Annotated in this window: 15 protein-coding genes and 1 other RNA gene; 5 read left to right on the plus strand and 11 right to left on the minus strand. The window is 64.3% G+C overall.

Annotation, left to right across the window (positions count from 1 at the left end):
- Positions 1-50 precede the first annotated feature (50 nt).
- From J6500_RS09835 to J6500_RS09885, 11 genes are all read right to left on the minus strand, one after another.
- Positions 51-251 (minus strand): DUF2065 domain-containing protein, encoded by a 201-nt coding sequence (locus J6500_RS09835; RefSeq protein WP_225712490.1) that lies wholly within the window; start codon positions 249-251, stop codon positions 51-53.
- An 84-nt stretch (positions 252-335) separates the two neighbouring features.
- Positions 336-1,238: a protease modulator HflC gene (hflC, locus tag J6500_RS09840; RefSeq protein ID WP_225712491.1), complete on the minus strand. Its 903-nt coding sequence runs from the start codon at positions 1,236-1,238 to the stop codon at positions 336-338.
- On the minus strand, positions 1,235-2,380 hold the full coding sequence (gene hflK, locus J6500_RS09845; RefSeq protein WP_225712492.1) for an FtsH protease activity modulator HflK: 1,146 nt from the start codon (positions 2,378-2,380) through the stop codon (positions 1,235-1,237). The genes hflC and hflK overlap by 4 nt, the downstream gene beginning before the upstream one ends.
- 148 nt (positions 2,381-2,528) lie before the next feature.
- Positions 2,529-3,041 (minus strand): dihydrofolate reductase, encoded by a 513-nt coding sequence (locus tag J6500_RS09850; RefSeq protein WP_225712493.1) that lies wholly within the window; start codon positions 3,039-3,041, stop codon positions 2,529-2,531.
- Positions 3,041-3,526, minus strand: coding sequence for a GNAT family N-acetyltransferase (locus J6500_RS09855; RefSeq protein WP_225712494.1), 486 nt, complete (start codon positions 3,524-3,526; stop codon positions 3,041-3,043). The genes J6500_RS09850 and J6500_RS09855 overlap by 1 nt, the downstream gene beginning before the upstream one ends.
- A gap of 7 nt (positions 3,527-3,533) precedes the next feature.
- Entirely contained in the window at positions 3,534-4,328 is a 795-nt protein-coding gene (locus J6500_RS09860) for a thymidylate synthase (protein WP_225712495.1), read from the minus strand.
- Between the two features lie 174 nt (positions 4,329-4,502).
- Positions 4,503-5,483, minus strand: a complete 981-nt coding sequence (locus tag J6500_RS09865; protein WP_225712496.1) for a tripartite tricarboxylate transporter substrate binding protein BugD — start codon at positions 5,481-5,483, stop codon at positions 4,503-4,505.
- A 99-nt stretch (positions 5,484-5,582) separates the two neighbouring features.
- Positions 5,583-7,097, minus strand: a complete 1,515-nt coding sequence (locus J6500_RS09870; RefSeq protein ID WP_225712497.1) for a tripartite tricarboxylate transporter permease — start codon at positions 7,095-7,097, stop codon at positions 5,583-5,585.
- Positions 7,098-7,104: 7 nt separating this feature from the next.
- Positions 7,105-7,605 (minus strand): tripartite tricarboxylate transporter TctB family protein, encoded by a 501-nt coding sequence (locus tag J6500_RS09875; RefSeq protein WP_225712498.1) that lies wholly within the window; start codon positions 7,603-7,605, stop codon positions 7,105-7,107.
- Between the two features lie 91 nt (positions 7,606-7,696).
- The gene (locus J6500_RS09880; protein WP_225712499.1) at positions 7,697-8,230 is read right to left on the minus strand and encodes a chromate transporter; all 534 of its coding nucleotides are present in this window, start codon (positions 8,228-8,230) and stop codon (positions 7,697-7,699) included.
- On the minus strand, positions 8,227-8,838 hold the full coding sequence (locus J6500_RS09885) for a chromate transporter (protein ID WP_225712500.1): 612 nt from the start codon (positions 8,836-8,838) through the stop codon (positions 8,227-8,229). The genes J6500_RS09880 and J6500_RS09885 overlap by 4 nt, the downstream gene beginning before the upstream one ends.
- An 87-nt stretch (positions 8,839-8,925) precedes the next feature.
- Here J6500_RS09885 and ssrA point away from each other — a divergent pair.
- The 5 genes from ssrA (at position 8,926) to J6500_RS09910 (ending at position 12,291) form a co-directional block, all read left to right on the plus strand.
- Positions 8,926-9,286, plus strand: a transfer-messenger RNA (tmRNA) gene (ssrA, locus tag J6500_RS09890).
- Positions 9,287-9,433: 147 nt separating this feature from the next.
- Positions 9,434-9,979, plus strand: coding sequence for an SspB family protein (locus tag J6500_RS09895; RefSeq protein WP_225712633.1), 546 nt, complete (start codon positions 9,434-9,436; stop codon positions 9,977-9,979).
- A 156-nt stretch (positions 9,980-10,135) separates the two neighbouring features.
- Positions 10,136-11,551, plus strand: a complete 1,416-nt coding sequence (gene fumC / locus J6500_RS09900) for a class II fumarate hydratase (protein ID WP_225712501.1) — start codon at positions 10,136-10,138, stop codon at positions 11,549-11,551.
- A gap of 279 nt (positions 11,552-11,830) precedes the next feature.
- Positions 11,831-12,019 (plus strand): DUF4169 family protein, encoded by a 189-nt coding sequence (locus tag J6500_RS09905; protein ID WP_225712502.1) that lies wholly within the window; start codon positions 11,831-11,833, stop codon positions 12,017-12,019.
- Positions 12,016-12,291 carry a ribbon-helix-helix domain-containing protein gene (locus tag J6500_RS09910; RefSeq protein ID WP_225712503.1) on the plus strand — a complete coding sequence of 92 codons (276 nt, stop codon included), beginning with the start codon at positions 12,016-12,018 and terminating at the stop codon, positions 12,289-12,291. Before J6500_RS09905 ends, J6500_RS09910 begins: the two co-directional genes overlap by 4 nt.
- The last annotated feature ends 154 nt before the right edge of the window (positions 12,292-12,445 follow it).

Here is a 12,445-nt window from a genome sequence, read left to right on the forward strand (position 1 = left end):
GCTCACGATTGTGTTCATTCCGGCCGCGCCTGCGCCGGGAACAAGAATGATCAGCGCCGGACAAACCAGATCAGGATCAGCCCGGCGATGGCCGAGCCGATACCGACGACACGCAGGATGTTGTCGGGCGTCTCCAGCGCGCTCTTCATCGCCCGGCGCATCCAAGCTGGGCTCGCCGCGAACAGGATGCCTTCGAGCACGAACAGGATTCCCAGTCCGATGAGGAAGTCGCCGAACGCTATTGACCTCATCGAACGGCAACCTCCCGCTGCATGGTTCTTGGTTATTACTTGTCCGGAGCGGCGCCGCCGATAGCGCCGCCGCTCCGTGCAATGTTACTGCTTCGGCGCAGCAGCCGCCGCGGCGGGCTTGCCGCTGGCACTGCCGAAATATTTGAAGAACTCCGAATCCGGCCGCAGCAGGAAGCGCGTGTCGCTGGAGCGCAGGCCATTCTCATAGGCCGTCATCGAGCGATAGAACGCGAAGAAGTCCTGATCCTTGCTGTAGGCTTCGGCGAACAGGCGGTTGCGCTCGGCATCGCCGGCGCCGCGGGTCTGCTCGGCGGTCGATCGTGCGTCGGCGATGATCACCGTCGATTCGCGATCGGCCTTGGAACGGATCTCCTGCGCCTTCTGGCGGCCCTGGGCGCGGAATTCAGCAGCTTCGCGCTGACGCTCGGTCTTCATCCGCTCATAGACCGCCTGGCTGTTCTGCTCCGGCAGATCGGCGCGGCGGATCCTGACGTCGACGACCTGGATGCCGTACCCGTCGGCTTCCTTGTCGAGCTGCTCGCGGATCCGCGACATCAGCCGCTCGCGCTCGTCGCGGACGACGGCGATGAAGTTGACCTCGCCGAGCACGCGGCGCAGCGACGCGTTCAGCAGCGTGGTCAGCTGCAAATTGGCGGCCTGGATCGATCCGACGCTGGTGTAGAAGCGCAGCGCGTCCTTGATGCGATAGCGTGCGAAGGCGTCGACGACGAGCCGCTTCTGGTCCGACGCGATCACTTCCTGCGACGGATTTTCCAGGTCGAGGATGCGCTTGTCGATCGAGATGACGCTGTCGGTGAACGGCACCTTGAAGTTCAGGCCCGGCTCGGTGACGACGTCGACCGGCTTGCCGAACCGGACCACGAGGGCCTGTTCGGTTTGCTGCACGGTGAACATCGAGCTGTATGCGACGATGGCCAGGACGAAGAGAACGATGAGGGCGACGATGCCCGCGGCAGGCGACCTCATCGCGTGGCTCCTCCCTGCTGCTGGCCGGTGGTGGCCGGCGCTGCCGGCGGACGCCGCGGCGTCAGCTCGCCCAGCGGAAGGTAAGGCACGATGTTCTGGCCCTGGCCGCCGTCAAAGACCAGCTTTTCGGAGCCGCCGAGCACGCGTTCCATGGTTTCCAGATAGATGCGCTCGCGCGTCACGTCGGGTGCCTTCTTGTACTCGTCATAGACCTTGAGGAAGCGCGCGCTCTGGCCCTTGGCCTCGGCGACCGCCTGCTCCTTGTAGCCCTCGGCTTCCTGGAGAATCTGCGCGGCACGGCCGCGCGCGTCCGGGACCACGCTGTTGGCGTAGGTCTGCGCCTCGTTCTGCAGCCGTTCGAAGTCGGCGCGCGCAGCCTGCACGTCGCGGAAGGCGTCGATCACTTGCGCCGGCGGATCGACCTTCTGCATCTGCACCTGGGTGATCTGGATGCCGGCGCCGTAGGTGTCGAGCGTCTTCTGCATCAGTTCCTGGACGTTCTGCTCGGTGGTGGTGCGCGCGCCGGTCAGGATCGGCTGGATCTGGGAGCGGCCGATCACCTCACGCATCGCGCTCTCGGCAACAGCCTTCACGGTGCCTTCGGGATTCTGGATGTTGAACAGGAACGCACCGGCACCGCCCGGCTTGATGCGCCACAGCACGGTGAAGTCGACATCGACGATGTTCTCGTCGCCGGTCAGCATCAGGCTCTCCTCCGGCACGTCGCGCATGGTGCGGCCGCGCCGGGCAGGATCGTCGATTAGCGTCATGCCGATCGAGATCGTGTTCACGCGCAGCGCCTTCGGCAGCAGCACGGTCTCGATCGGATACGGCAGGTGATAGCGCAGGCCGGGCTGGGCGTCGCGCACATACTTGCCGAAGCGCAGCACGACGCCGAGCTCTTCCGACTGGACGCGGAAGATGCCGGTGGCGAACCAGATCACCAGCGCGGCGGCGACCACCAGCGCGATGCCCATGCCGCTGAAATGCCCGCCGGGCAGCCACTGCTGCAGCCGGTCCTGGCCGCGGCGCAGCAGGTCCTCAAGGTCCGGCGGCCTCGGCCCGACCGATTGCGGACCCGAGCCCCAGGGTCCTTTCGGACCCGAGCCCCAGGGGCCACCGCCTTGATTTTTCCACGGCATTCAATCTCTCCTCGGCAAGCCCACGACCGGAACGGTCAAGGGCTCGAATGTCCGGCCCGGTTATAGGGGACCGCCCCGGCCCTTACAACGCAAGCTTCATGGCGGGACGAGCTATGCGCCGGCGCAAAATTGTCAATGCAAACATTGGTTAACCGCGGCCGCGCCGACGATATGTCACATAGGAGAAATCGACGCTGTCGACCTCGCCCGCCGGATTCCGCACGCGCGCGACCTCTTCCCAGTCGCCGGTGTCGATTGCATCGAACCGTGTGTCGCCTTCCGGCCGGGCATGGACTTCGGTGATCTCGAGGCGGTCGGCGACGCCCATCCACTGCGCGTAGATTTCCGCGCCGCCGATCACGGCGATCTCAGTGGCGAAACGCCGCAGCGCGTCGCCGAGCGCAATTGCGCGGGCACTCTCGAACGACGTCGTGACGACGGCACCGCCGGCCCGGTAGGTTGGATCGCGCGTCATCACGATGTTGGTGCGGCCTGGCAGCGGCCTGCGCAACGACTCGAACGTCTTGCGTCCCATCACCACCGGCTTGTTCATGGTGATTGCCTTGAGGCGCTGCATGTCGGACTTCAGCCGCCACGGAATGGTGTTGTCGCGCCCGATCACGCCGTTCTCGGCGACTGCGACGACAAGCACGATCTCCATCAACTTGCTCCTTCCGCCAGCGCCGCAAGCGCCTCGCCGGAGACGCGGCAAAGCGTCCATCCGTCCATCAGCTCGGCGCCGAGCGACTTGTAGAACGCGATCGACGGCGCGTTCCAGTCGAGCACCGCCCATTGCAGGCGCGACCAGCCGTGCGCGCGGCATTCCTTCGCAAGATGCACCAGCAGCGCCTTGCCGATGCCGTTGCCGCGAAGCGCCGGACGCACGAACAGGTCTTCAAGATAGATGCCGTGGCGGCCGGCGAAGGTGGAGAAGTTGACGAACCAGACTGCGAAGCCCGCAGGCTCGCCATTCCATTCCGCGATGTCGCAGTAGAGCCGAGGGTTGGCACCGAACAGCGCTTCGGCGATATCGGTCTCGCTGGCATGAACCTCGTGCAGCAACTGCTCGTAGTCGGCGAGCTCGCGGACCAGCGAGAACACCAGTCCCGCCTCGTCGGGCCGCGCGCGGCGGATGGTGAGGGACATCACTCCCTCACACCGCGACTTCAGCCTTGATGTGCGGATGCGGGTCGTAGCCTTCGAGTTTGAAGTCCTCGTAACGGAAGGCGAAGATATCCTTCACATCCGGATTGATCTTCATGGTCGGCAGCGGCCGGGTCGGCCGCGTCAATTGCAGGCGCGCCTGTTCGAGGTGGTTCGAGTAGAGGTGGGCATCGCCGAGCGAGTGCACGAAGTCACCGGGCTTGAGCCCGGTGACCTGAGCGACCATCAGGGTAAGCAGCGCATAGGAGGCGATGTTGAAGGGCACGCCGAGGAAGACATCGCCGGAGCGCTGATAGAGCTGGCACGACAATTTGCCGTTCGCGACATAGAACTGGAACAGGCAGTGGCACGGCGGCAGCGCCATCTTGTCGACCTCGGCCGGATTCCAGGCGCTGACGATCAGCCGCCGCGAGTCCGGATTGCGCTTGATCATCTCGATCACATTGGCGATCTGATCGATGCTGCGCCCGTCGGGCGCCGGCCACGAACGCCATTGCGAACCGTACACCGGGCCGAGATCGCCGTTGGCATCCGCCCATTCGTTCCAGATCGTGACGCCGTTGTCGTTGAGATATTTGATGTTGGTGTCGCCAGCGAGAAACCAGAGCAGCTCGTGCACGATCGCCTTTAGCGGCAGCCGCTTGGTAGTCAGCATCGGGAAGCCGGCCGACAGATTGAAGCGCATCTGATGGCCGAAGATCGACAGCGTGCCGGTGCCGGTGCGGTCGTGCTTCTCGGCGCCGTCGGCAAGGATGCGTTCAAGCAGATCGTGGTACTGGTTCATGCGTGCGTTTCAGGGCTTCAAAGGAGCGGCGAATGTAGCGGCCGGGGCCGCACGTCGACACGCTGATTCGGCTGAATACACCGATTATACCCTGAAAAATGAACATTCCTCGGCCAAACGGCAAGGGGCGGAACTCGCGTCCCGCCCCTGCTGTATCCGCTTGATAGCGCTGGTTTAACTTGCCGGTTTGAGCACCGGCGCCCACTTCGCGATCTCATTCTTGACGAGGGTCGCCAGGGCCTCCGGCGTGCGATCTGAGGCCGCCGGAATCACGCTGCCGAGCTCGAGCAGGCGTTTGCGGACGGCGGGGTCGTCGAGCGCCTTGACCGCCGCCGCGTTCAGCGTGGCGATGATGGCGGGCGAAGTTCCCTTCGGCGCGAAGATCGCATTCCAGGCCTGGGCCTGGAACGCCGGCAGGCCGGCTTCCGCGGTGGTCGGCACGTCGGGCAGCGACGGATTGCGCTCGGGCGTCGCGATCGCATAGGCCTTGATGGTGCCGGCATTGATCTGCGGCACGGCGTTGACGATCTGGTCGCACATGTAGTCGACCTGACCGGCGACCAGCGCGTTCATCGCAGGACCGGTGCCGTTGAAGGGTACGCCGACCGGTTTGACCTGGAGGATCGCGTTCAGCAGTTCGCAGGAGGCGTGCGACACCGAGCCGATGCCGGCATGCGCGGCGTTCACCTTGTCGGCGTTGGCCTTCACATAGGCGATGAATTCCTTGAGGTCCTTCGGCGGAAAGTCCTTGCGGGCGAGGATCAGGATCGGCGTGCCGGCAAGAAGCGCGACGGGCTCGAAATCCTTTTCCGGATGATAAGCGAGCTTCGGATAGAGCGGCACCGAGGCGGCGTGCGTGCCCATATGCCCGGTGATCAACGTATAGCCGTCGCTGGCGGCGCGCGCGGCCCGCGTCGAGCCGGTGGTGCCGCCGGCGCCGACCACGTTTTCGATGATGATGCTCTGGCCGAGCGTCTGCGCCATGTGCGCGGTGACGATGCGCGAGATCACGTCGGTCGGACCGCCGGCCGCGAACGGCACGATCATGGTGACGTTGCGCGTCGGATAATTCTGCGCCGATGCCGGCGCGGCAACCGCGCACAGTGAGGCGAGCGCAGCAAGGCATGCGCCCGCAAGCGAGCGAATGGACGTCATCTCAGATCCCCTCCGGCCGGCATTTGTTGTTTCACGAGGCTGTCACTAAAGTCTACTCGACTTCCGCCTGCGGCGCGCCGACGCAGGACCGGCGCGCCCTCAGTTCTCCGATTCCGTGAACACCTCATCGCGCTTGGCACGCAGGCTCGGCAGCACTGCGAGCACCAGCAGCCCGGCCGCAATCGCCAGCAGCACCGCCGACAGCGGCCGCGAGACGAACACGCTCCAGTCGCCGCGCGAGATCAACAGCGCACGGCGCAGGTTCTCCTCCATCAGTGGTCCCAGCACCATGCCGAGCAGCAGCGGCGCCGGCTCGAAATCGTGCTTGATCAGCCAGTAGCCGACCAGGCCGAACACGCCGGCCAGGATGACGTCGACGGGCGCGTTGTTCACCGAGTAGATGCCGATCGCGCAGAAGATCACGATCGAGGGGAACATCAGCCGGTACGGCACGCGCAGCAGGCGGACCCAGATCCCGACCAGCGGCAGGTTGATGATGATCAGCATCAGATTGCCGATCCACATCGAGGCGATCATGCCCCAGACCAGGTCGGGCTGCTTCTGCATCACCTGCGGGCCCGGCACGATGCCGTGAATGGTCATCGCGCCGACCATCAGCGCCATCACCGCGTTCGGCGGGATGCCGAGCGTGAGCAGCGGGATGAACGAGGTCTGCGCCGCGGCGTTATTGGCGCTTTCCGGCGCCGCCACGCCCTCGATCGCGCCGCGACCGAACCGCGACGGATTCTTCGCGATCTTCTTCTCGAGCGTATAGGCCGCGAACGAGGCGATCACCGCGCCGCCACCCGGCAGGATGCCCAGGATCGATCCGAGCACGGTGCCGCGGCCGATCGCCGGCGCGGAATCGATCAGGTCCTTCCTGGTCGGCATCAGGCCGGTGATCTTCTGCTGCACCAGATCGCGATTCAGTTCGGCGCCGTGATCGAGGTTGCGGATGATCTCCGCAAAGCCGAACACGCCCATCGCCACCGTGGCAAAGCCGAGACCGTCGGCAAGCTCGGGGATATTGAAGGCCATGCGCGAGGCGCCGGTCTCGATGTCGGAGCCGACCATCGACAGCAACAGGCCGAACACGATCATCGCGATCGCCTTCAGCACGCTGCCCTTGGCGAGCACCACCGCGAAGATCAGGCCGAGCACCATCAGCGAGAAATATTCGGCGGGGCCGAACGCCAGCGCGAGCTTGGTCAGCGGCGCGCCGAGCACGGCGATCAGCACGGTGGCGACGCAGCCGGCGAAGAACGAGCCGATCGCGGCGATCGCCAGCGCCGGACCGGCGCGGCCCTGCTTGGCCATCTGGTGGCCGTCGAGCGCGGTGACCACCGAGGTCGCCTCACCCGGAATATTGACCAGGATCGAGGTGGTCGAGCCGCCATACTGGGCGCCGTAATAGATGCCGGCCAGCATGATCAGCGCGCCGACCGGTGGCAGGCCGAAGGTGATCGGCAGCAGCATGGCGACGGTCGCGATGGTGCCGATGCCCGGCAGCACGCCGACCAGCGTGCCCACAAGCGCACCGATCAGGCACATCAAGAGATTGATCGGCGAGAATGCGACCGCGAAACCGTGGGCGAGATTGGCAAAGATATCCATCACGCCCTCACTGGATCAGGAAACGCGGGAACATCGGCATGGGAAGTCCCAGAATGTATGGAAACAGGATGGCGCAGCCCGCCGTCAGGCAGGCGCCGACGATGACGGCCTCCATCCATTTGGTCTCATGCGAGCCCATGGCCGCGATAAGGAAGCTTGCGAAGGCCGAGACCACGAGGCCGAGCGGGCGGATCGCCAATGCGAAGAACACGATCGACGCCGACACGAATAGCGGGCCGCGCCAGGAATAATGCGACAGATGCGGACCATCTTGCAGGATCCCCATCACCGCGACCCCGGCGCCGAGCAGGAACAGCAGCACGGCGAACATGCGCGGCGCGGTTCCGGCGCCGAACGAAAATCCATGCATGCCCTGCAGATCGCTGGACGCCCACAAGGCGAACAGGGCAACCGCCATCATGGCCAGCCCGCCGATGAAATCCTGCGGTCCACGTATCCACTTTGGCAGTATCGACCTGACCGGCGCCTCGCTCGGCGTATCACTCATGGTTTCACTCCCCCTGGCGGCGTTTTCCCGCCCGTTCTGTTTGGACTGACTTGTGGTGCTGGTCCCCGAAACGTCTTGCTAGCGATTTTCGTCAGACAACGCCAGCAAAACCCAAAATGCCGCCGGCAAGCAACATCCAGAACGGATTGAGGCGTGTCGCAAAGGCCAGCGCGGCTGCACCGATGGTGATCAGCGCCGCGATCCAACTTTGGTCTGATGTCCGCGCCAGGATCAGCCCGCTGGCGGCCATCAGGCCGATCGACAGCGGCACCAGCGCCGCCTGCACGATGGCGGGCCAGCGCGCATGGCGCGAACGTTCGAGGAAGCGGCTCACATAATAGGCAAGCAGCGCGGTCGGGCCGCACATCGCGACCGTTGCCGCAAATGCGCCCGTGATCCCGGCGACCGAGTAGCCGATCAGCGTCACGATCAGCACATTCGGTCCGGGCGACAACTGCGAGATCGCGAATACGTCCGCGAATTGCTTGTCGGTCATCCAGTAATGCACCTCGACCGCGGCGCGGTGCATCTCGGGAATCGCCGAATTGGCACCGCCAACCGCAAACAGCGACATCAGGCCGAAGGTCCAGACCAGTTCCGCGATCGGGTTGGAGTTCGTGCTCATGCCTTCACCCTGCGGCGCGCCAGGATCGTGATCGCGAGGCTGAGCGGAATCGCGACCAGCAGCACGATCTGGAGCGGCCATCGCACCAGTCCGATCGCGGCGAACACCGAAACCAGAATGACGAGACCGGCGGCGTCACGCCGCTTGATCAGCGGCATCATCATCTTGAAGACGACCGCGATCAAAAGGCCGACCGCGGCGCAGGCGACACCCGCGAGCGTACGGCGCAGCGCGTCGATATCGCCGTAATGCGCGTAGAGCGCCGCCAGCGCGGTGGCGATCAGCATCGGCGGCCCGACCAGGCCGGCGAAGGCGGCAAACCCGCCGGCGATGCCGCGAAAGCGCGAGCCGAACACGACCGAGAGGTTGACGATGTTCGGACCCGGCAGGAAATGGCACAGCGCGAAGGTCTCGTTGAACTCCTCGGCGGTCATCCAGCGGTGCTGCTCGACGATGCCACGCCGGGCCCAGACCAGGACCCCGCCGAAGCCGGCCAGCGACATCTTGGCAAAGGCGAGGAACAGCTCGAGCAGGCCGGGCTGGTTGGGCGGAGATGATGCGGGGGCATCCGGCGCCGGAGCGGCAACCGGCGAAGAATCCGGGAGCATGACGCGAAATCTAGACGGCGGCATCGCGTAGGCCAACCCAAATAGCCGTGTTTCCCACCCGAAAGAGGCCTGAAGAGCCCTGAATCGGCTCTGTTTTTCTGTGGGACAGCCGCCTATATTAGCGGTGCCGGTTCGCCGGCTATGGAAATAAATGACCGTCGCAATAAACCATTCGGACCCGGGGGCGGTACCCGGCGCCTCCACCAAAATCCATCGCCATCCCAGGGTGGCTTTTGGCGGGGGCGAAATAGGATCGACGAGGGCGTAAAGGGCGCGTTTTTTCTCGGTATGGTTCCGCCGACATCGGGCCATTGCAATAGTTGCCAACGACAACTTTGCTCCGGTTGCTCAGGCTGCGTAACGCAGTTTGAAAGACCATCTTAAAGTCCTAGCGGGTTAAGCTCCGCTAGGCGGGGTTCGGAGGCACCTGGCAACAGAAGCCTCCACTTCATTTTCCGGACCGGGCACTTCCTCCGCCACACCCCAGCCGTCCCTGCTGATTTCCGGCTTCCGGCAGGATAGCATGGTCCCCAAAAGGGCGAGTCGGATGGATCCGGCGGCGCCCGGTCACCATTTTGCAAACGACAGGATCACCATGGCGACTGATCACATCCGATATGACGTGCTGGCGCGGGATGCGCTGCGCGGGGTGCTGCGCCGGGTGCTCGCGGATGCCGCCGAACACGGCCTGCCGGGCGAGCATCACTTCTACATTACGTTTCTGTCGAACGGCGAAGGCGTGAAGCTGTCGCCGCGCCTGCTTGCGCAATACCCCGAGGAGATGACGATCATCCTGCAACACCAGTTCTGGGATCTGGTGGTGACGGAGGAGCGGTTCGAGGTCGGCCTGTCGTTCGGGGGCATTCCGGAGCGGCTCACCGTGCCGTTCGCCGCCGTGACACGCTTCCTCGATCCATCGGCGCCATTCGATCTGCAGTTTGACGCGTCCGATGCGGTGGCCGAAGCAGCTCCGGCCAAGGCCCCGGCGTCACCGCCCGCGGGCGCCCTGCCCGCCGCACCGACCCGTACCGCGGCCGAGACCAAGGCAACGGAGACCGCGGCGGCCGAGGCCGACAGCGAGCCCTCCAAGCCCGGCGAAGGCGCCGAGGTGGTGCGGCTGGATCGCTTCCGCAAGAAATAATCTAAGCACGAACCGCTGCTGCACCCTGTAGGATGCAGGACATAGTGCGGGATGACGGATCGTCATCCCGCACTATGTTCTGCATGAGCGTGCGTCTGCGCCGACGGTTCATCGTCGTCTCGGGTCACGCTTCCTACGAAGCAACGGAAAGCATTCATGGCCCGAGCAACCAAACCATCCAAGGCGACCACCCGCAGCGAGACCGATAGCTTCGGCCCGATCGACGTGCCGGCCGACCGCTACTGGGGTGCGCAGACCGAACGCTCGCGGCAGAACTTCAAGATCGGCCACGACCGGATGCCGATCGCGATCATCCACGCCCTCGGCATCGTCAAGCTCGCGGCCGCCGAGACCAACCGAGAGCTCGGCCAGCTCGATGCGCGCCGCGCCGGCGCGATCGTCCGGGCGGCCAAGGAAGTGATCGAGGGCAAGCTCGACGATCATTTCCCGCTGGTGGTCTGGCAGACCGGCTCGGGCACCCAGACCAACATGAACGTCAACGAAGTGATCGCCAACCGCGCAAACCAGATGCTCGGCGGCGAACTGGGCGCCAAGAAGCCGATCCATCCGAACGACCACGTCAACATGAGCCAGTCGTCGAACGACTCGTTCCCCACCGCGATGCATATCGCGGCGGCGAGCCGCATCGTCGCCGACCTGATCCCGGCGCTCACCGAGCTGCATCGCGAGCTGCGCAAGAAGGAGAAGGCGTTCGCGAAGATCGTCAAGATCGGACGCACGCATACCCAGGACGCCACGCCGATGACCCTCGGCCAGGAGTTCTCCGGCTACGCGGCCCAGATCGAAAGCGGCATCGCGCGGCTGCGCGTCGCGGTGAAGGATCTGTATCCGCTGGCACAGGGCGGCACCGCCGTCGGCACCGGCCTCAACTCGAAGCCGAGATTCGCGAAGACCTTCGCAAGGCACGTCGCGAAGATCACCAGGCTGCCGTTCGTCACCGCGCCGAACAAGTTCGAGGCGCTGGCCTCGAACGATGCCTATGTGCTGGTGCACGGCGCGATCAACGCGGTGGCGACCGGGCTGTTCAAGATCGCCAACGACATCCGCTTCCTCGGATCGGGCCCGCGCTCCGGTCTCGGCGAACTGATCCTGCCCGAAAACGAGCCGGGCTCCTCGATCATGCCGGGCAAGGTCAATCCGACGCAGTGCGAGGCCGTGACCATGGTCTGCTGCCGAGTGTTCGGCAATCAGACCGCGATCACGGTCGCGGGCAGCCAGGGCCATTTCGAGCTCAACGTGTACAAGCCGGCTTTGGCATATTGTATGATTAATTCCATTGAGCTGATGTCCGACGTCGTCCGCTCATTTACCGAGCATTGCGTTGTCGGCATACGCGCAGATGAAAAGCGCATCGGCGAATTGATGCAGCGCTCGCTGATGCTGGTGACGGCGCTCGCGCCGAAGATCGGTTATGACAACGCGGCCAAGGTCGCAAAGGCCGCGCATGCGAACGGAACGACGCTCAGGCAGGAAGCCCTGCGGCTTGGCTTTGTATCTGCGGATGAATTCGATCGCCTGGTGCAGCCGGACAAAATGACACATCCCGGCTGAGCGCGCGAAGAAAGTCCGGACAATTACGGTCAACGCGCGTGATATAATTATCGATCATAACGCCTAAAGGCTAAGGCAAGTCACCTACCAGCTCTGCGCTGCCGCATGGTAGAGCAGGCAGAGGTCTCGTTTTCGCAGAGCGAAACCAGTTCTTTGATGCTATCACGGAAGCATCAAACGGGGATTCCGGATGGACACCGAGCCAGGCGCGCCGCGCGGCCACTCTTGCTTTCGTCACGCCGCATCACCAAGTCCGGTTGGGGGGCGATGAGGACTAGCATGGGCGATATAGTCAACTTGAAACGATTCAAGAAGCGCACTGAGCGCGAACAAGCAGCCAAGCAAGCTGATAACAACCGTGCGCTATTTGGTCGCACGAAATCCGAACGTGCACGCGACGGGTTTGTCGCCGAGCGGAGTGCGCGCTTGCTCGAAGCACATCGCATCGACGGCGGAGACGCATCATGAAATCTCCCGTCGTCAAACGTTCGATCGTCGTCGCCGGTCACAAGACCAGCGTCAGCCTCGAAGAAGCGTTCTGGAATGGCATGAAGGAAATCTCCGGGCTGCGAAACATGACGCTGTCGGAGCTGGTGGGCGAGATCGACAACAATCGCCAGCAAGGCAACCTGTCCTCCGCGATCCGCCTCTTCGTGCTGGACTATTTCCGCTCACGCGCCACACCTGCGGTCCCGGCGGACGTCAGGCCGCAGCAGATCGACACACGTCAGCAGGCCTGAGCCGCGCTCCGATGGTCGCAATCGATCGCCCGCACATCGCGCGGGCGATCGCGTTGTCATGCGGATGTCCGTGTAAGGACGATTGCTCCAGATATGATCCGAAACAGCGGATCCCGGTCCTGACGCGTTTCGCGACATGAACCTGCGCGCCCGC

Origin of the sequence: Bradyrhizobium semiaridum (assembly GCF_020329505.1) — a bacterium.
Lineage (GTDB): Bacteria > Pseudomonadota > Alphaproteobacteria > Rhizobiales > Xanthobacteraceae > Bradyrhizobium > Bradyrhizobium semiaridum.

Coding starts and splice junctions, on each gene's coding strand:
- J6500_RS09850 (WP_225712493.1), bottom strand. CDS start 3,041: ATGGAGATCGTGCTTGTCGTCGCAGTCGCCGAGAACGGCGTGATCGGG.
- J6500_RS09880 (WP_225712499.1), bottom strand. CDS start 8,230: ATGAGCACGAACTCCAACCCGATCGCGGAACTGGTCTGGACCTTCGGC.
- J6500_RS09860 (WP_225712495.1), bottom strand. CDS start 4,328: ATGAACCAGTACCACGATCTGCTTGAACGCATCCTTGCCGACGGCGCC.
- hflK (WP_225712492.1), bottom strand. CDS start 2,380: ATGCCGTGGAAAAATCAAGGCGGTGGCCCCTGGGGCTCGGGTCCGAAA.
- fumC (WP_225712501.1), top strand. CDS start 10,136: ATGGCCCGAGCAACCAAACCATCCAAGGCGACCACCCGCAGCGAGACC.
- J6500_RS09835 (WP_225712490.1), bottom strand. CDS start 251: ATGAGGTCAATAGCGTTCGGCGACTTCCTCATCGGACTGGGAATCCTG.
- J6500_RS09855 (WP_225712494.1), bottom strand. CDS start 3,526: ATGTCCCTCACCATCCGCCGCGCGCGGCCCGACGAGGCGGGACTGGTG.
- J6500_RS09905 (WP_225712502.1), top strand. CDS start 11,831: ATGGGCGATATAGTCAACTTGAAACGATTCAAGAAGCGCACTGAGCGC.
- hflC (WP_225712491.1), bottom strand. CDS start 1,238: ATGAGGTCGCCTGCCGCGGGCATCGTCGCCCTCATCGTTCTCTTCGTC.
- J6500_RS09910 (WP_225712503.1), top strand. CDS start 12,016: ATGAAATCTCCCGTCGTCAAACGTTCGATCGTCGTCGCCGGTCACAAG.
- J6500_RS09875 (WP_225712498.1), bottom strand. CDS start 7,605: ATGAGTGATACGCCGAGCGAGGCGCCGGTCAGGTCGATACTGCCAAAG.
- J6500_RS09885 (WP_225712500.1), bottom strand. CDS start 8,838: ATGCTCCCGGATTCTTCGCCGGTTGCCGCTCCGGCGCCGGATGCCCCC.
- J6500_RS09870 (WP_225712497.1), bottom strand. CDS start 7,097: ATGGATATCTTTGCCAATCTCGCCCACGGTTTCGCGGTCGCATTCTCG.
- J6500_RS09895 (WP_225712633.1), top strand. CDS start 9,434: ATGGCGACTGATCACATCCGATATGACGTGCTGGCGCGGGATGCGCTG.
- J6500_RS09865 (WP_225712496.1), bottom strand. CDS start 5,483: ATGACGTCCATTCGCTCGCTTGCGGGCGCATGCCTTGCTGCGCTCGCC.